Source organism: Rhodoferax mekongensis, from assembly GCF_032191775.1.
Lineage (GTDB): Bacteria > Pseudomonadota > Gammaproteobacteria > Burkholderiales > Burkholderiaceae_C > Allorhodoferax > Allorhodoferax mekongensis.
The window spans coordinates 3,712,972-3,731,095 of the sequence record NZ_CP132507.1 but is presented as its reverse complement, the minus strand read 5'-3'; the positions used below and the strand labels follow the sequence as shown (position 1 = coordinate 3,731,095).

16 protein-coding genes are annotated in these 18,124 nt (G+C 57.8%); 11 read left to right on the top strand and 5 right to left on the bottom strand.

Going from position 1 to position 18,124, the window contains the following annotated elements; all coding sequences use genetic code 11:
* The first annotated feature begins 7 nt into the window (after positions 1-7).
* Positions 8-457: an OsmC family protein gene (locus RAN89_RS17835; protein WP_313867556.1), complete on the top strand. Its 450-nt coding sequence runs from the start codon at positions 8-10 to the stop codon at positions 455-457.
* A gap of 75 nt (positions 458-532) precedes the next feature.
* Positions 533-2,095: a pectate lyase gene (gene pelA, locus RAN89_RS17830; protein ID WP_313867555.1), complete on the top strand. Its 1,563-nt coding sequence runs from the start codon at positions 533-535 to the stop codon at positions 2,093-2,095.
* Positions 2,096-2,104: 9 nt separating this feature from the next.
* Here pelA and coq7 read toward each other — a convergent pair whose 3' ends face one another.
* On the bottom strand, positions 2,105-2,722 hold the full coding sequence (gene coq7, locus RAN89_RS17825) for a 2-polyprenyl-3-methyl-6-methoxy-1,4-benzoquinone monooxygenase (protein WP_313867554.1): 618 nt from the start codon (positions 2,720-2,722) through the stop codon (positions 2,105-2,107).
* Between the two features lie 253 nt (positions 2,723-2,975).
* Between coq7 and RAN89_RS17820 the strand changes: the two genes are divergently transcribed.
* A complete protein-coding gene (locus tag RAN89_RS17820; protein ID WP_313867553.1) occupies positions 2,976-3,884 on the top strand; it encodes a porin in 909 nt (302 codons plus the stop codon).
* Between the two features lie 266 nt (positions 3,885-4,150).
* On the top strand, positions 4,151-5,251 hold the full coding sequence (locus RAN89_RS17815; RefSeq protein ID WP_313867552.1) for a porin: 1,101 nt from the start codon (positions 4,151-4,153) through the stop codon (positions 5,249-5,251).
* 118 nt (positions 5,252-5,369) lie between these two features.
* On the opposite strand, the gene RAN89_RS17810 is transcribed toward RAN89_RS17815, so the two are convergent.
* Both RAN89_RS17810 and zwf read right to left on the bottom strand, forming a co-directional pair.
* Positions 5,370-6,218 (bottom strand): MurR/RpiR family transcriptional regulator, encoded by an 849-nt coding sequence (locus RAN89_RS17810; RefSeq protein WP_313867551.1) that lies wholly within the window; start codon positions 6,216-6,218, stop codon positions 5,370-5,372.
* A 60-nt stretch (positions 6,219-6,278) separates the two neighbouring features.
* Entirely contained in the window at positions 6,279-7,745 is a 1,467-nt protein-coding gene (gene zwf, locus RAN89_RS17805) for a glucose-6-phosphate dehydrogenase (RefSeq protein WP_313867550.1), read from the bottom strand.
* Between the two features lie 141 nt (positions 7,746-7,886).
* Here zwf and tal point away from each other — a divergent pair, with 141 nt between their 5' ends.
* From tal to RAN89_RS17780, 5 genes are all read left to right on the top strand, one after another.
* Complete coding sequence (gene tal, locus RAN89_RS17800) at positions 7,887-8,834, top strand: transaldolase (protein ID WP_313867549.1); 948 nt, start codon at positions 7,887-7,889, stop codon at positions 8,832-8,834.
* Positions 8,835-8,855: 21 nt separating this feature from the next.
* Positions 8,856-10,424, top strand: a complete 1,569-nt coding sequence (pgi, locus tag RAN89_RS17795; protein WP_313867548.1) for a glucose-6-phosphate isomerase — start codon at positions 8,856-8,858, stop codon at positions 10,422-10,424.
* 168 nt (positions 10,425-10,592) lie between these two features.
* Entirely contained in the window at positions 10,593-11,831 is a 1,239-nt protein-coding gene (locus tag RAN89_RS17790) for a winged helix-turn-helix domain-containing protein (RefSeq protein WP_313867547.1), read from the top strand.
* A 114-nt stretch (positions 11,832-11,945) separates the two neighbouring features.
* Complete coding sequence (locus RAN89_RS17785) at positions 11,946-12,917, top strand: MBL fold metallo-hydrolase (protein WP_313867546.1); 972 nt, start codon at positions 11,946-11,948, stop codon at positions 12,915-12,917.
* Between the two features lie 69 nt (positions 12,918-12,986).
* Complete coding sequence (locus RAN89_RS17780) at positions 12,987-13,637, top strand: HAD family hydrolase (protein ID WP_313867545.1); 651 nt, start codon at positions 12,987-12,989, stop codon at positions 13,635-13,637.
* Between the two features lie 244 nt (positions 13,638-13,881).
* Here RAN89_RS17780 and groL read toward each other — a convergent pair whose 3' ends face one another.
* Both groL and RAN89_RS17770 read right to left on the bottom strand, forming a co-directional pair.
* On the bottom strand, positions 13,882-15,528 hold the full coding sequence (gene groL, locus RAN89_RS17775) for a chaperonin GroEL (protein ID WP_313867544.1): 1,647 nt from the start codon (positions 15,526-15,528) through the stop codon (positions 13,882-13,884).
* Between the two features lie 85 nt (positions 15,529-15,613).
* Positions 15,614-15,904, bottom strand: a complete 291-nt coding sequence (locus RAN89_RS17770; protein ID WP_087495027.1) for a co-chaperone GroES — start codon at positions 15,902-15,904, stop codon at positions 15,614-15,616.
* A 315-nt stretch (positions 15,905-16,219) separates the two neighbouring features.
* Between RAN89_RS17770 and RAN89_RS17765 the strand changes: the two genes are divergently transcribed.
* Positions 16,220-17,299 carry a response regulator gene (locus RAN89_RS17765; protein ID WP_313867543.1) on the top strand — a complete coding sequence of 360 codons (1,080 nt, stop codon included), beginning with the start codon at positions 16,220-16,222 and terminating at the stop codon, positions 17,297-17,299.
* Complete coding sequence (locus RAN89_RS17760) at positions 17,296-17,940, top strand: response regulator (protein ID WP_313867542.1); 645 nt, start codon at positions 17,296-17,298, stop codon at positions 17,938-17,940. Before RAN89_RS17765 ends, RAN89_RS17760 begins: the two co-directional genes overlap by 4 nt.
* Positions 17,941-18,124: the final 184 nt, after the last annotated feature.

Here is an 18,124-nt window from a genome sequence, read left to right as displayed (position 1 = left end):
ACACACCATGGAATGCACCGTAAGTTGGACCGGCGGCCTCAATACCCGCTCAGGCATGGGCTTTGTGGCAGAGACCGGCAGCGGTCACACACTGATGATGGATGGCGCCCCTGACGCTGCCAAACCCGAAAACGGTGGCCAGAATCTGGCTCCCCGCCCCCTGGAAACCGTGCTGGCGGGCACGGGTGGATGCACTGCCTATGACGTGGTGCTCATCCTCAAACGCGGCCGCCATGATGTGCAGGGCTGTACCGTGAAGCTGACCGCTGAGCGTGCCGAAACAGACCCTAAGGTGTTCACCAAAATCCACATGCAATTCACCGTGACCGGAAAAGGAATTCCTGCCAGCGCCGTGGAGCGTGCCATTGCCATGAGCCACGATAAATACTGCTCGGCCAGCATCATGTTGGGCAAGACAGCGGAAATCACTACAGGGTTTGACCTCATAGAGGTCTGATGACTTTTGCGAGAAAGCGCTAGATAATCGGGTTTTCTCAATAGTCGTCTGACGACTTACTGTGGGGTCCGAGATATGTCTAGAGGTATTTGGCTGGTTTCTTTGGTGTCTGCCGTCATGGGTGTGGCCGGATTGACTGCTTGCAGTTCGGTCGCACCCACTGCCATATCTGCTGCCCCTGCTCGTTCTCCCCAGGTTCTGAGAACGGTCGCCCTAATACTGGGCGAACCCAACTTTTCGGTGGATGGTGCCTACCAAGAACTGGAAGAGGGTCTGTACACCCAGCCCGAACTGCGCAACGGCAGTCTGGTAATGGCCCCTTTGGGCGATATCGTTCCGTATTTGGGTGGTCAATACAGCTTCTCAGCTTCTGACGGGCGGATCCAACTCTCACTGGGCGACAAGACCCTGCTGGCGTCTGTGGGGCAGCGCAACGCCATAGTCAACGACGAACCGGTGGTTCTGGATGCGCTAGTCGAAGAACGCGGCGGGAGCGCCTGGGTGCCGGTGAGCTCCGTGTGGGAAGCCTTGGGCGGTTTTGTGAAATGGGACAAAGCCCGTCAGCGCCTCACAGGCGCGTTTGTCCTGCCCGCTGGTGCGAAACTGGCCGATTTTGCGCGTGGTGGGCCGGTGACGGAAGAGACTTTGTTGTCCCAAAATGCGGCGTTTTATGGATCTGCGGACGGAGTGCGCATGGCTGACGTCATCGTGGGATACCAGAATGCGGACGGTGGTTGGCCCAAACTGGAGAAAACCGTCAGTCTCTTGACCCCGGTGAATAAGGAAGCAATGACCGGGTTCCGCAGCAAGTCCACCATTGACAATGACTCCACGACCAAGCGGTTGGTCGCGTTGGCCAAAGTGCATGCGGTCAGCGGCAAGTCCAGCCACAAAGCATCTTTTTTGCGCGGCCTGGACTACCTGTTGGCGGCCCAGCACGCAAGTGGTGGTTGGCAACAATTCTGGCCCCAGCCACAGGGTTACAAGGCGCGCATCACTTTCAATGATGACGCGATCGCAAACGTATTGGAAATACTGCGTTACGTTGCCAACAGAGAGCCAGAGATGGCATTTGTGGATGCTGCAAGGGTCGAAAAAGCCCGCAATGCCTATGAAAAAGGACTGAAGCTGATCCTGGCAAGTCAAATACGGATCGATGATAAAAAAACCGGATGGGCCGCCCAATACGATGAGGTCACCCTGAAACCAGCGATGGGGCGTGCTTTTGAGCTGCCGTCGGTGAGCGGAGATGAAAGCGTCAATGTGCTTCGCTTCCTGATGTCCGTACCGAGTCCGCAGCCCGAGGTCGTGGACGCTATCCAAAGCGGTGTCACTTGGTTTGAGGCTGCAAAAATTTCCGGCATGCGCTTGGTCCAGGTGAACGACAAGACACTGGAGTTCGGCTTTGACCGGCGGGTGCTTGCAGACGCCAGTGCGCCACCTGTGTGGGCCAGGTTTTATGACCTGGAGACCGGCCGCCCGCTATTTACTTCCAGGGATGGGGTCAAAAAAACTAGCTATGCCGATGTGAGTTACGAGAGGCGTGTGAAATACACCTGGTACACCAGCGCGGCTCTGGAACTGCTGACCAAAGACTATCCGGCATGGTTGGCTCGGAACAAGGTAGGTGGCCGTTAGGGCGCGGTATCAAATCCGCTCCGCCACGGTGGTCATGACCTTGGCAGCAGCGCGCATCAGTTCCTTGACGGGCTGGGGGAGTTCGGTGGCGCCTGCGGCAGCTGCGTCATCCGCATGACGCAGCTCATCGCTTCGCATTTGGGCGACGATGGCCCGTGACTCATGGTCGCCCTCTGGCAGCAGTGTCAGGTGACTCTGCAAGTGGGCGCCAACCTGACGCTCGGTCTCCACTACAAAGCCCAAACTCCAAGCGTCCCCCATGCGGCCTGCAAGCATGCCAAGCCCAAATGCGCCCGCGTACCAGAGCGGATTCAATATGGAGGGTCGGGAGCCCAAGGCTTCAAGCCTTTGCGCTGTCCAGGCCAAATGGTCGGTTTCTTCTATGCACGCTTTGGTGAAGTGGTCACGCAGCGCTTTGTTGGGCGTGGTCAAAGCCTGTGCCGTATATAGAGCTTGTGCACAGACCTCCCCCACATGGTTCACGCGCATCAGGCCGGCAGCTTTCCTTTTGTCTGGATCACTCAGCTGGGTTGCAGCATCCGGCAATGTGGGGCAAGACTGCGAGGCGCGCGGGGTTGCAAACAGGGTGCGCAAGGCGGTATCGGCAGCGTTTAAAAGGGAATCCATACAAATGCTCTAGTTTTCGCGTTAAATCAAGTAAGAAGTCTATCGGGAGTGTGAAAAACTGCACTTGACGTGGATTAAAGGCCTTGTTGCACGTCCACAACGGTAACCCGTAGGAACCCTGATTTTTCATTCGTTTTCTTTGCCAAAGCTTCATCGCTCTGGTGCAATAGCTCCAACTTCCTGAACAAGGAGGTTGGCCCGGAGTTCCGAACAATCGGTCCGGAGCTCTATGTTTAACCTTGGAGTATTTCTAATGAAAAAGACTTTGATCGCTTTGGCCGTTCTGGCTGCTTCCGGCGCTTCTTTCGCTCAAGTGACCATCACTGGTACTGCTGCTTACGGCTACCGTATCGATAGCGCTCCTACAGCGAACGCTTCCGGCTTCGGTATCGATTCTTCGAACGTGACCTTCGCTGCTCAAGAAGACTTGGGCGGGGGTAATACCGTGAAGGCTTCTTTGGTTTTGGATAAGACTAACCGTACCGGTACTGGTGGCGGTGACTTCGGTCTGAATATCGGCGGTGCATGGGGTGCTATCGATATGTCTCTGGCTGAAGGCTCTGACTATTTGTCTGGTGACTTCGTTGGCTTGGATGGCAAGGTCTTTGGCGGTTTGAGCGCTACTGACGGTGTTTCTTACAAGACTCCCGCTATCATCCCCGGCCTGACTTTTACAGTCGCTCACGCCGAAGCTGACCAAGCTTTGGGCACTGGCTCTGCAGGCAATGTTTACAACAAGCAGCGCCACAACACTCTGACTGCCGCTTATTCCGCAGGTCCTCTCTCCGTGAATTTGGGCTTCCGTTCGTATGACAACGCAGATTTGGACGCAGACAAAAAGTCTCGCGTTCGTGGCAAGGCTTCTTACGACTTTGGCGTTGCCAAGGTTGGAGCTGGATTTGTGAACACTCAATTGGTGCAAGGCAACACTGCTGACACCAATGTCGGCGTGTCGGTTCCATTTGGTTCCTTGGCTTTGGCAGCCGATTACGGTTGGACAAAGAATGCGGCTGATCAAACTCGTTCTGGTTACGGCATCACTGCCGCTTACAGCCTGAGCAAGCGCACAGCCGTGACAGCCAAGTACTTCAACTACTTGGGTGCTGTTGGTGATTCTTCCAATACAACTCGCACAGACTTGATCTTGTCACACTCTTTCTAAATCAGTGCTGGCAATTGCCAGTTTGAGTTAGTAAAAAAAAGCCACCTTTAGGTGGCTTTTTGCATTGTGGGAAAAGCAAGGCATTTGGTGCTATTACAACAAAGCAACAAAAACGAACGGTCATTCGAAATTTTCCCCTCGACATTGCATGACTAAGGAAGAAATTTTTGCTTCAATAGAGGTTACTTCTGATTTCAGAGGTAGAGGGCGTTGGTGATCTGTCCAGACCGTCGACGGAATCAATTTCAATTTAAAGAGACATGCTTATGAAAAAAACACTCATTGCTGCTGCAGTTTTGATGCTCTCCAGCGCCACCTTCGCGCAAGTGACAATTACGGGTACTGTTGCTTACGGCTACAAGGCTAGCTCAACTTCTGCTAACCAAGGTTCTACTGCAGATCAACTGAAGCAAGGCGTTACAAACGCGATTGTGGGCGGCTCAGGTGGTAATCCCACGGGGAATTCTTCCGGATTTGGTATTGATACTTCACTAGTCACTTTTTCAGCCAAAGAGGACCTGGGTAGCGGAATGAGCATCGCAGCGGAAATGGCGATCGATGGCTTGAATCGTGCGAGTATCGGCGGTGGAGATATGTCTTTGAAGCTGACTACGGGCGTTGGGCGCCTTAGTTTGCAAACGTATAAGCCAGCCGATTATTTGTCGGGTGGAATTTCAGGCGTCGGCGGTGTTGGCATGGACAACAAGGTGTTTCCATCCCGCGGTTTGAAGGATGCGGTGGGCTTCGATACCAAACTCGGGCCAATTTTTGTGGGTTTTGCGCACATGGAGCAGGCCTCAGTTAGCTCTAGTACGACTTCGGGTGTTGGTGCCGGTTTGGGCATAGGTGGTGAAGGAGCTGCGTCAACCACTGGTCAGCGTTTGACAAGCTTGTCGGCGACATATGTGGGTGGCGCTCTGATCGCTAACTTAAATTATTTAGTTTATGACGGTCGGACAGATAACGTCAATACGTCTTATAAGGATGTGATACGCACGGCTGCTTCCTATAACTTTGGCTCGTTTAAGGTCGGCGGTGGCGTCTCTGTACTGACCGTTACTGGCGGCGGTACTCTGACCGATTCTTTGGTTGCAGTTTCTGTTCCAGTTGGTGCATTTACCTTGGGCGCGAACTTTGCCCAAGAGACATTCAGTGGTTCCGTTGCCCAGACTATTCCTGTTACTGGGGTTGGCAACGTGCCATTCGCCGCGGGACGTTTGGATCAAACGCGCAGCGGTTACGGTTTGTCAGTAGCATATGCGCTCACCAAACGCACTAGTATTACCGCCACATACGCAGATTGGTTGCCTGCCGAAGGCAAGAATCGCAATAATGAAGCCACAATGCTGTTGTCTCATTCCTTCTAATCTGACGCTGGCCTAAGCCAGTGTTCGACTATGAACAAAGCCCCGCTACAGCAATACAGCGGGGCTTTTTATTGGCCGACGCGGAGTGTGAATGCGGTGAAGCGTGTCAGCCGCCGGATCAAGCGTAGCGTTTGTTCCGCAAGTTGTGCTTCATCTCACTGAGCAAAGGCTGCAGCTTTCCACCGCCGATACGCAGGGCCACGCAGGTAGCTAGGATGTCGATGATCATCAGGTGCAAGAGTCGGGAAACCATGGGGCTGTATTTGTCGAAGCCTTCCGGGTGGTCCGCGCTCAGGTGAATATGCCCGGCACTTGCCAAAGGTGAACCGCTGGCGGTGATGACAATGGTAGTAGCACCGTTCTTGCGGGCTATGTCGCAAGCGTCCATCAAATCGCGGGTTCGTCCTGAGTTGCTGATGACCACTACGCAATCGCCCGGCCCCAAGATAGACGCGCTCATCACTTGCATGTGGCCATCGCTGTAGGCGGTGGTGTTAATCCCCAAGCGGAAGAACTTATGCTGTGCGTCTTGCGCCACGATACCTGAGTTGCCTACGCCGAAGAACTGGATTTGTCGACCGGCTCCGTAGGCATCCACCAAAGCGACCACCGCCTTTTCAATCGCCATGGTGGAAGCATCGTTCCGGTAGCGCAAAAAGGCGGCAACGGTGTTGTCGATTACCTTGACCATCACGTCGCCGGTCTTGTCATCCGCATCCACACTGCGGTGAATGAAGGGAACACCTTCGTTCACCGTACCCGCCAGCTTGAGCTTAAAGTCGGACAGGCCGTCGTAGCCCACGCTTCGACAAAACCGTACAACCGTGGGTTTGCTGACGTGGGCGCGGTCGGCCAACTCACTGACAGGCAGTTTTGCAAACGCGCGTGGGTCAGCGAGGCAGAGCTTGCCCACGCGCTGTTCCGCAGGGGCCAGAGATGGCAGGGATGCTTTGATTCGGTCCAACATGGTCGGTACTTCCAGGTGGACGTAGCGGTCGCCTCTGGCGGCCCCTACGTCATCAGCACATCAAGACTCTTCTGACCAGCAGAAGCCGTCGCGGGCGATCATGGCGCTGGAGGCGCTGGGGCCCCAGGTGCCGGCAGCATACAAACGGGGTCCGGAAGTGTCTGCTGCCCAATGTTCCAGCATCGGTTCGACCCAACGCCATGCCTCTTCCTGTTCGTCGCTGCGGACAAACAGGTTCAAACGACCGTCGATCACGTCGAGCAGCAAGCGCTCATAAGCGCCCACACGCTCGGAACCGAAGCGTTTGTCGAAGTCCAGGTCCAATTGCACAGGTGCGAGGCTTTGGGTTGCGGACGCACGACTCTGGCGATTGTCCTGGCCTTGGGCCAGCAAGTGCAGCTCCAAGCCGTCTTTGGGCTGGAGGTTGATCACCAAGCGGTTGCCCACACCTTCGTTGGAATTGAAGATGGCGTGCGGCGTGGGACGGAAGTTGATCACTATGCGTGCATCGCGACCGGACAAGCGCTTGCCGGTACGGATGTAGAAGGGCACGCCGGCCCAACGCCAGTTGGCAATCTCGGTGCGCAGGGCCACAAATGTTTCGGTGTTGCTTTGGGGGTTGACGCCGGTTTCTTCCCGGTAGCCGGGCACCTTGGCGCCGCCACTGGTGCCGGCAGAGTACTGACCGCGCACTACGTCCTGCTTCAAAGTCTCTTGTGTCCAAGGCTTGAGCGAGCGCAGCACTTTGAGCTTTTCATCGCGAATGGCGTCGGCGCCCGCGTTGATGGGCGGTTCCATGGCAATGGCACACAGCAATTGCAGCGCATGGTTTTGCACCATGTCTCGCAATGCGCCCGTGGTTTCGTAAAACGCGCCACGGCTTTCCACACCCAGGTCTTCGGCGATGGTGATCTGGATGTTGGCAATGTGCTCACGGCGCCAGAGCGGCTCAAACAGGGCATTGCCAAAGCGCAAAGCAAACAGGTTTTGCACTGAAGGTTTGCCCAGATAGTGGTCGATACGGTAAACCTGATCTTCCTTGAAGAAACGGCTCACTGTCTGGTTGATGGCGCGGTTGGAGGCCAGGTCATGACCCAGGGGCTTTTCCAGCACGATGCGCACCTTGGGACTGTTCAGCCCCGAGGCGGCCAACTGTTCGCACACATTGGTAAACAGGCTGGGCGCAGTGGCCACGTACATGACGATGCCGTCGGCGTTGCGGGCGTTCAGGGTTTCTGCCAGACGGGCGTAGTCTTCGGACTTGGACAAGTCCATGCGCACGAATTCGAGGATGGCGGCAAAGCGGGCAAACTCTTCAGCGCTGGGGCGCTTGGCGAGCTCGACTTTTTCAAAGCGGGACTGGATCAGCGCGCGGTACTGGTCATGGCTCAGGTCATCGCGGCCCACGCCGATGATGCGGCCGCCTTCAGGCAAAGTGCCATGGCGGAAGGCCTGAAACAGGGCGGGCATGAGTTTGCGCCAGGCCAAATCGCCGGTGCCGCCGAACATGACTAAATCAAAGCTCATAAGACTGGGTGTACGTTTAAGAGTTACATGAAAGCTGACGTTGTAATGTAACTTTGTTTCATTGATAATTCAAGGGGACAAATCGCAACTCTTTGCGCGTTTTCCCCTAGTTTTAAACCCCGGCCTCGCGGCCCGTGCCCCATGAACCAACTCGACGCACTCAAACAATTCACCACCGTGGTTGCCGACACCGGCGACTTCAAACAGCTGGACGCATTCAAGCCTCAGGACGCGACCACCAACCCGTCGCTGATATTGAAAGCGGTGCAGAAGGCCGATTACGCGCCTTTGGTGAAAGACACCGTGAACCAGTACCGTGGCCGCGCCATGGACGAAATCGTAGACCGTTTGTTGGTGCGTTTCGGCTGCGAAATTCTCTCCATCATTCCCGGCCGCGTGTCGACGGAAGTGGACGCCCGCCTGAGCTTTGACACCGCTGCGACTGTGGCCCGCGGTGAGCGTCTGATTGAGCTGTATCAAGCCCAAGGCATTCACTCCGATCGCGTCTTGATCAAGGTTGCCTCGACCTGGGAAGGCATCCAAGCTGCCGAGCAGTTGGAGCGCAAGGGCATTCACACCAATCTGACCCTGTTGTTCGCGTTCTGCCAGGCCGTGGCCTGTGGCCAGGCCAAGGTGCAGCTGATTTCTCCCTTCGTCGGCCGAATTTACGACTGGTACAAAAAGAACGCTGGCGCTGCCTGGGTAGAAGCCGACAACGCTGAACTGAACGATCCCGGCGTGAAGTCCGTGGCGCAGATCTACAACTACTACAAGAAGTTCGGCATCGCCACCGAGGTAATGGGTGCAAGCTTCCGCAACGTAGGCCAAATCACAGCGCTGGCCGGCTGCGACCTGCTGACCATCAGCCCCGACTTGCTGGCTCAAATGGCGGCGTCCAACACGCCTGTGACCCAGCACTTGAAGGCCGATGCCGCCAAGGCTGCCGACATCGAACACGTCAGTTACGACGAAGCCGGTTTCCGCTTGGCCCTGAACAACGACGCCATGGCAACCGAAAAGCTGGCCGAAGGTATTCGCGCGTTCTGTGTGGACGCCGTCAAGCTCGAACAGCTGCTGCTGGCAGCCTGACCCCAGGAGAAAGCTGCGAACATGGCACGTACCCGATGTGACCGCACGCCCGCCTGGGCCCAACTGCAAGCTGCCTATCAAGCCACTGGCCAGGCGCTCGACATCCGAGATGCCTTCAAGGCCGATGCGCAGCGCTTCAGCCGCTTCAGCCAGGAGGCTCCTTATGTGTTTGCGGACTTGTCCAAAAACCTTATCGACGCTGCGACCGAAGCCCTGCTGATGGACCTGGCGCGCCAGAGCGGCGTGCTGGAACACCGTGACGCCATGTTCGCCGGCCAGAAGATCAACAACACCGAGCAGCGCGAGGTGTGGCACGTTTTGTTGCGAAATCCGCCTTCAGCGCTCGTGGAATATGCGGGAGCAGCTCCTGAATTCATAGCGAGTGAGCAAGCCAAGGTGCACGCTACGTTGGACGCCATGCTGGCCTATGCCGAGCAGCTGCGCGCAGATGCAGCCATCACCGATGTGGTGAACATCGGCATAGGCGGCTCCGACCTCGGCCCGCAAATGGCGGTGCTGGCGTTGGACGCATTCGCTAATAGCGGCAAGCGCCTGCATTTTGTGAGCAATGTGGACGGGCATGAACTGGCCGCCAAGCTGCCGCATTTGAAGCCGGAAAGCACGGTCTTTCTGATCGCCAGCAAGACCTTCACCACGATTGAGACCATGACCAACGCGGCTTCCGCCAAGGCCTGGTTTCTGGCAGAAGGCGGCACTGACATTGCGCGCCACTTCGCGGCATTGACCACCAACGTGGCTGCGGCAAACGCGTTCGGCATCACTACCACCTTCGGGTTTTGGGACTGGGTGGGCGGGCGCTACTCCATGTGGTCGGCCATAGGCTTGCCGATTGCCATTGCCATCGGTGCCCAAGGCTTCCGCGATTTCCTCGCGGGTGCCCACGCCATGGACGAACACTTTCGCACCGCGCCGCTGGAAAGCAACCTGCCCGTGCGCATGGGGCTGTTGGACGTGTGGTATCGCAACTTTCACGGCTTCACCAGCCGCAGCATTGCGCCCTACCACAGCGCCTTGCGCCGCGTGCCGGCTTACCTGCAGCAGTTGGAGATGGAAAGCAATGGCAAGCGCGTGGATGCATCCGGTGAGGCCTTGCCCTTTGATACCTGCCCGGTGCTGTGGGGCGAGCCTGGCACCAACGGCCAGCATGCGTATTTCCAGATGCTGCATCAAGGGACCGACGTGGTGCCCGTGGAGTTCATCGCCGTCAAGAAAGCGCGGCATGATTTGAAGGGCCACCACCCCATGTTGCTGGCCAACGTGCTGGCGCAGGCACAGGCACTCATGCAGGGCAAAGCGGATGCGGGAGGTCACAAGCACTTCACGGGCAACCGCCCCAGCACCTTCTTGTTGCTGGACGATTTGACTCCCGCTTCGTTGGGCGCGCTGATTGCCTTGCAGGAACACCGCGTGTTTGTCAGCGGTAGTTTGTGGGGCATCAACAGCTTTGACCAGTGGGGCGTGGAGTTGGGCAAGGTCTTGGCCAAGGACATTGAGCCGCGCTTGGCGTCGGGGGATGTGTCTGGCTTGGATGGGTCTACGGCGGGGCTGTTGGCGCGGTTGCGGGCTTAAGTTGCGTGCCTGTGCGATGGCGATGCTTGGCGCTCGCGCAGCACACCGGGGTACAGCGGCGGGCTCATGCTGCCAAATTGCAGAAAACGCAGTTTCGGCGAAGCCAAATCGCCCGCCACTGCACCCCGGCATGCTGCGGGGGCTGGGTGGCATGGGGCGCAGACGACTATGAGTACTTCCCTCCAGCTTGCACAAGCCCGCTACCTGCACCTCGCAGCGCAGGGTTTGCTGCAAGCACCTACGCGTGCTGCTAAGCCCACTGACATAGCCGCCTGCATTCAGCGCATGGCGCTGCTGCAGATCGACACCATCCACGTCGTCTCGCGCAGCCCGTATCTGGTGCTGCATTCCCGCTTGGGTGATTACCCGCGCGAATGGCTGGAGGAAGCCTTGGCTTCGGGCCAGATATTCGAGACTTGGGCGCATGAGGCTTGCTTTGCGCCCATGGACGACTTGCGCCTGCACCGCGCCTACAACCGCCTCACCCGCCGCCACTGGGGGCTGGCCAAAGCCGACAAGACCCACGTGGCGCAGCGCCCCCATCTCGACAAGCTGCTGGAGCACATACGCACCCATGGACCCGTGAAGTCGTCGGACTTTGAAAGGCCTGCGGGCAAGGGCGGCGCCTGGTGGGGCTGGAAGGACGAGAAGCGCTGGTTGGAGGCACTATTCGGGTTGGGTGAGCTGATGATTGGGCGGCGCGAGAACTTTCACCGTGTCTATGACCTCAGCGAGCGCGTCGCACCACAGTTGTTGCAACCCGCGCCAGAATGGACCCCTGCGGAACTCGACACTGCGCTGACTGAAAAAGCGATTGCGGCGTTGGGCATCACCCAGGCGCGCTGGGTACATGACTATTTCCGCACCAAGCCCCGCCTCAAGGACTCAGACCTCGACACCCTGGTGGAGCAGGGCAGGGTAATGCGTGTGGAAGTACAAGGCTGGGATGCGCCGGGCTATGTGCATGCCAGCCACGCCGCGCTGCTGAAAAAGGCTATTGCCGGACGGCTGGAAGCCACGCACACCACGTTGTTGTCGCCCTTTGACCCGGTGGTGTGGGACCGGGAGCGGGCCTCTGTTTTTTTTGATTTCGATTACCGGCTGGAGTGCTACACGCCCGAAGAAAAGCGTGTCTATGGTTATTTTGTGTTGCCCATCCTGTGTCGCGGAGAACTCATAGGCCGGCTGGACGCCAAGGCGCACCGCGCAGAGGGCGTATTCGAGGTGCGGGCGCTCCATGTGCAACCCGGCACGGTGTGGACCGCTGCACAGGTGGCCGATGTGGCGCAGGCACTCCAGCGCAGTGCCGATTGGCATGGCACCCCCCAAGTGCGCATCACCCGCACGCAACCGGCCAAGGTCGCTGCTGCACTTCGACGTGCACTCAAAGAGGCAGTTGCAAGCTGATCCAAGCGGGCGACTGCGATAACCCCGAAAGTTTTCCGGATTTTCTTCGCGGATCTGCACGATGTAGTTGTGTTTGAGACTATCCAGTCTTTATTCAAACTCAGGAGATTGCACATGGTGACTCGGCGCGACTTTTTTGTGGGCGGTGGAGCCGCATTGGCTGCGTATGCTGCGGGTTCGTTCATGCCCTTGGGCGCCCAATCGGCGCCGAACTTCGGGGCGCCCAGCGTGGTACAGGTGGGCTTCCGCAAGCAAAAAATCGGCGATATAGAGGTTATCGCCCTGAACGACGGCGTGACACGCCGCCCGCTGGCTGCCGAGTTTGTACGCAATGCCCCCTTGGGCGAAGTGCAGGAACTGCTGCGTTCGCAAAACCTGCCGACCGAGTACCTGGATGTGCCCTACACCGCCTTCCTCGTGGTTTCGGGCAACCGCAAGGTCCTGATGGACACCGGCTTTTCGGACAACGGAGGCCCCACCACCGGTCGATTGCTGGCTAACCTGAATGCAGCAGGCTACAAGGCCGAGGACATCGATACCGTGATCCTGAGTCATTTCCACGGCGACCACATTTTGGGTGTGCGCAACAAGGCAGGCCAGTTGGTGTACCCCAACGCCAAGATCATGGTCCCGTCCGTTGAGCATGCGTTCTGGATGGACGACGCACGCATGGCAGCCGCACCTGACGCCATGAAAGGCGCCTTCCAGACCGTGCGCCGCATGCTGGGCGGATTGAGTGACATCCAGCTGGTCAAGTTTGAAGCAGGTACTGAGATTGTTCCCGGCATCAAGAGCGTCGCGGCCTATGGCCACACACCGGGCCACACACTGTTCATGGTGGAAAGCAAGGGCGAGAAGTTCGCCTACCTGGCCGACATCACCAATGTGCCGCAACTCTTTGCCCGCAACCCGGATTGGGCGGTGCAGTTCGACATGAACGCTGAAGAGGCGCGCGTGGCCCGTCGCAAGGTCTTTGACATGATCGTGGCAGACAAGGTCATGGCAGGTGGCTTCCACTTCCCCTTCCCGGCATTCGGCCGCGTGGAAAAGCTGGGTAACGGCTTCGAGTTCAAGCCTGTCGCCTGATTCCCCGGTAACCTCAAGTCGAGCCCCGCTGGCGCTATGCTGGTGGGGCTTTTTTACGGGGATAACAAGATGAATGTGGTGTTTGATTTCGGCGCGGTGTTGTTCACCTGGCGGCCGGTGGATTTGATGATGGAGTGCTTTCCGCAGCGTGCGGCTACCCGCGCTGAGGCAGGCCACCTCGCCCATGAGGTGTTCGGCCACGCCGAATGGCAGGCTTTTGACCGCGGCACCGTCTCCATGCCCGACGTCATCGCGCAGGTCGCCCAGCGCGTGGGGCTGGATGCCACCGTGTTGGGCGCGCTGGTAGAAAGCATTGGCGAGCGCCTCATACCTATGCCCGAGTCAGTGGCGCTTTTCCATCAGTTGGTGGCCTTGCGTGCGCAGCGCGCAGCAACCGGAGGCGAGCCCGTGCGCCTGTATTACCTCTCCAACATGCCTGTGCTCTATGCCCGCACACTGGAGCGGATGAACCCGTTCCTGAAAGAATTCGACGGCGGCATTTTTTCAGGCGACGAACTGTTCATTAAACCTGAGCCGGCGATTTACCAACGCCTTCAGAATCGATACGCCCTGGAACCCGCCAAGACGGTGTTCCTGGACGATTTGCTCCCCAACATCCAAGCGGCGCAGCGCGAAGGCTGGCACGGCATTCACTTTCACAACGCGCAGCAAGCCATGCAAGCTCTGCAAGCCTTGGGTTTAAGCGAAATCAGTCTCTAGCGCTCATGGAGTAAGCGCGAACAGCTATCAAAAGCATAGTAGCTAAGAAGTAAAAAAGCCCCGCAAGGCAGAATCTTGCGGGGCTTTTTATTGGGTTTTAGCTCGGGTGAGCGAACCTCAAGCGGCGTAGCGAGCAGGTGTCAGGCTAGGCGCACGGAGCACAGCAACCGGAACGTACTTGCGGTACGTGAGGATTGCGAGCACCGCGCAACGACGCATGACGCCTGCGCAGTAGCCGTCGAAATTACATGCCCATGCCGCCCATGCCGCCCATGCCACCCATATCAGGCATACCGCCAGCAGGCGCGTCGTCCTTAGGCGCTTCAGACACCATGCACTCGGTCGTCAGCATCAGGGACGCCACGGAAGCAGCGTTCTGCAGAGCAGTACGTGTCACCTTGGTGGGGTCCAGAATACCCATTTCGATCATGTCGCCGTAGGTGTCGTTGGCAGCGTTGAAACCGTAGTTGCCCTTGCCGGCCAACACAGCGTTCACCACCACAGAGGCTTCGCCACCGGCGTTGAACACGATCTCGCGCAGAGGCGCTTCGATAGCCTTCAACACCAGCTTGATACCGGCGTCTTGGTCAGCGTTGTCACCCTTGATCTCGCCAGCCGCTTGCTTGGCGCGCAGCAGAGCCACGCCACCACCAGCCACAATGCCTTCTTCCACCGCAGCGCGGGTCGCGTGCAGAGCGTCTTCCACGCGGGCCTTCTTTTCCTTCATTTCGACTTCGGTCGCAGCGCCGACCTTGATCACGGCAACACCGCCAGCCAACTTGGCCACGCGCTCTTGCAGCTTCTCACGGTCGTAGTCGGAAGTGGCCTCTTCGATCTGGATGCGGATTTGCTTGACGCGGGCTTCGATGTCAGCAGCCACACCAGCACCGTCGATGATGGTGGTGTTTTCCTTGCCCACTTCGATGCGCTTGGCAGATCCCAGGTCGGCCAGAGTCACTTTTTCCAGGGTCAGGCCCACTTCTTCCGCGATCACCTTGCCGCCGGTCAGGATGGCGATGTCTTCCAACATGGCCTTGCGACGGTCACCGAAACCGGGAGCCTTCACAGCCACCACTTTCAGGATGCCGCGGATGGTGTTCACCACCAAAGTAGCCAGCGCTTCGCCGTCCACGTCTTCGGCAATGATCAACAAAGGACGGCCAGCCTTGGCAACTTGCTCCAGGGTGGGCAACAGGTCACGGATGTTGCTGATCTTCTTGTCGAACAACAACACGAAGGGGTTGTCCAGCAAGGCAGCTTGCTTTTCAGGGTTGTTGATGAAGTAAGGGGACAGGTAGCCGCGGTCGAATTGCATGCCTTCCACGACATCCAGTTCATTCTGCAGAGACTTGCCGTCTTCCACAGTGATCACGCCTTCCTTGCCCACTTTGTCCATGGCGTTGGCGATGATGTCACCGATGCTGGAGTCAGAGTTGGCGGAAATGGAACCCACTTGGGCGATTTCCTTGGAGGTGGTGGTGGGCTTGGAGGCCTTCTTCAGCTCGGTGATCAAAGCAGCGACTGCCTTGTCAATACCGCGCTTGAGGTCCATGGGGTTCATGCCGGCGGCAACGTACTTCATGCCTTCGCGTACGATGGCTTGGGCCAGCACGGTAGCGGTAGTCGTGCCGTCACCCGCGTTGTCAGAGGTCTTGGAAGCGACTTCCTTGACCATCTGCGCGCCCATATTTTGCAGCTTGTCTTTGAGTTCGATTTCCTTGGCCACGGACACACCGTCCTTGGTCACGGTGGGGGCGCCGAAAGAACGCTCCAGCACCACGTTACGGCCCTTGGGGCCCAGGGTCACTTTGACTGCGTTGGCCAAAATGTTCACGCCTTCAACCATGCGTGCGCGGGCTTCGCCGCCGAAAATTACGTCTTTTGCTGCCATGTTTGGCTCCTAAGATTTAAGTAAAAAGGACTGCTGACGCACATCAGATATGCGCAACCAGCTATGAATTCAGTAGCAGATCAGCTTAGGCTTCGACGACTGCGAACAGGTCGTCTTCCTTCATGACCAGCAGCTCGTCGCCGTCAACCTTGACGGTCTGGCCGGAGTACTTGCCGAACAACACGCGGTCGCCGACTTTCACGGTCAGGGCCTTGGTTTCGCCCTTGTCATTGGTCTTGCCGGGGCCGACAGCCAACACTTCACCTTGATCTGGCTTTTCAGCAGCAGCATCGGGAATGTAGATGCCGGAGGCGGTGCGGGTTTCGTTTTCAACGCGCTTCACAATCACGCGGTCTGCCAATGGGCGCAGTTTCATGAAAAATCTCCTAAATGGGGAAACAAGGAACACCAGGCACTGCCGAAGGGAGGCAGCAACCTGAGAACTAATCCGGCAATGCTGTTAGCACTCGTGTCCGGTGAGTGCTAATGATAAGGGGTTTTCTGTCCGATTCAAGGGCGGGGCGATGTTCTCTGGTGCGCAAAATGGGCCTATTTGTCATCCCATACACCCCAAAAGAGCAAGGGGGGGCGTACTGCTTCCACAGTATTTAGATACCGGATCACTGCATTTCCCTGAGAAAAGCGGGTGGCATGCGACAATGACCGCAAACTCGTTTGCCCGGTGTCCCACATGTCTCCTACGGTCAGCAAGCCTCGGATTTTGGTGGTCGAAGATGAAGCCATCGTTGCGAGGGATATACAGTTCCAATTGGTGGAGCTGGGCTATGAGGTCGCCGGCCATGCCGCCCGTGGCGACGAGGCCATCGAGCTTGCTGGTGCGCTCCGCCCTGACCTGGTGTTGATGGATATTCAGCTCGCCGGCGAGATGGATGGCATCGCTGCGGCGCGGGTTATGCGAAACCAATTCGGCTTGCCAGTGGTTTTTCTCACTGCCTTTGCGGCCGACGACACCCTGGATCGCGCCAAGCTGTCGGAGCCCTATGGATATATCCTCAAGCCGTTTTCAGAGCGGGAGTTGCGCACCGTCTTGACGATGGCCCTGTACAAGCACCAGGCGGAGGCCAAATTGTGGGAAAACACGCTGCAACTGCAGTCCATGTCGCGGCGGGTATTGGAAGCACAAGAGAAGGAGCGGCGGCGTGTGGCCCACGAGCTGCACGATGAACTGGGACAGGCACTGACGGCTATCAAGATCAATTTGCAGTCGCGGGGGCATTTCCAAGGCGGGGCTACGGACAGTTTGGACGTTGAAAACATCCGGATTCTGGATGATGCTTTGCAGCAAGTACGCCGTCTCGCACTCGCGCTGCGTCCTTCCATGTTGGATGACCTTGGCTTGGGTCCGGCCTTGCAATGGCTGGGAGAGCAAACCGCTCTGCGCAGCGGTTTGGACGTGAAACTGGACATCCCGCGTCTAGAGCCGCGCCTGCCCCCGGAGATGGAAACGGCGTGCTTTCGTATCGTGCAGGAGGCACTGACCAACATCACTCGCCACGCCAAAGCGAAGCATGTCTCCATTGCGCTGCAGCGACAGGAAACCAGCATGGTGCTTACCGTGAACGATGATGGTTGCGGTTTTGATTTGGCTGCAGTGCGTGCGCGTGCCATTCAGGGCGGCAGTATCGGTGTGCTTGGCATGCAAGAGCGTGCCATGCTGATCGGTGGCCAGTTGGATATCACCTCCTCGCCTGGGCAGGGTAGCCAACTGCGCTTGCACTGTTCTTTGCGCAGACAGGGAGAGAGGCTATGAGTTTGCGGGTCTTGCTGGCGGATGACCACACCTTGGTGCGTGCCGGGTTGCGAAAGTTGCTGGAGATCATTCCTGATCTGGAAGTAGTCGGCGAAGCCAGCGATGGCGTTGCGCTGATGGCACTGACAGCAGAACTGAGGCCGGATATGGTGCTGATGGATATATCCATGCCCGGTCTGAATGGCCTCGAGGCTACCGCACGCCTGTGCAAAGAGTGGCCGGAGATCAAAATCATCATTCTTTCGATGCACCAGAGCGAAGAATACGTGCGCCAGTCGCTTCGCCATGGCGCATCCGGATACCTGCTCAAAGATTGTGCACCCATGGAGCTCGACAAGGCCATCAAAGCGGTCAGTGCAGGGGAGACCTACCTCAGTCCTGCTGTGACCAAAGAGGTGCTGAACGATTATGTGCACCGCCTGCGCGAGGAAGCCCAGCCCGGCGACCAGCTCACACCGCGTCAGCGCGAAGTGTTGCAACTGGTGGCAGAGGGTTTGAGCACCAAGGAAATCGCGCGGCGCCTCGATCTCTCGGTCAAGACGGTAGACACCCACCGCAGCCAGCTGATGCGTCAGCTGGATATCCACGAGGTGACCGGCTTGGTTCGCTATGCCTTGCGGATCGGACTGATCAGCGCCTGATCCTCCTGAGTCGGCCCCGCAGACCGGCCACACGCTCAGGTATTTTTCCTGCAGCACTCAGGTGTCTGCCTGATGGCTCCCGCTTCGTTGGCACCCTACATTCAAGTTGCCATGAAGAACGCACATGTCTGCCCCCCATCAGAAGCCTGGCTTCAACACGCAACCTGTGTTGTCGCGGGGAGCA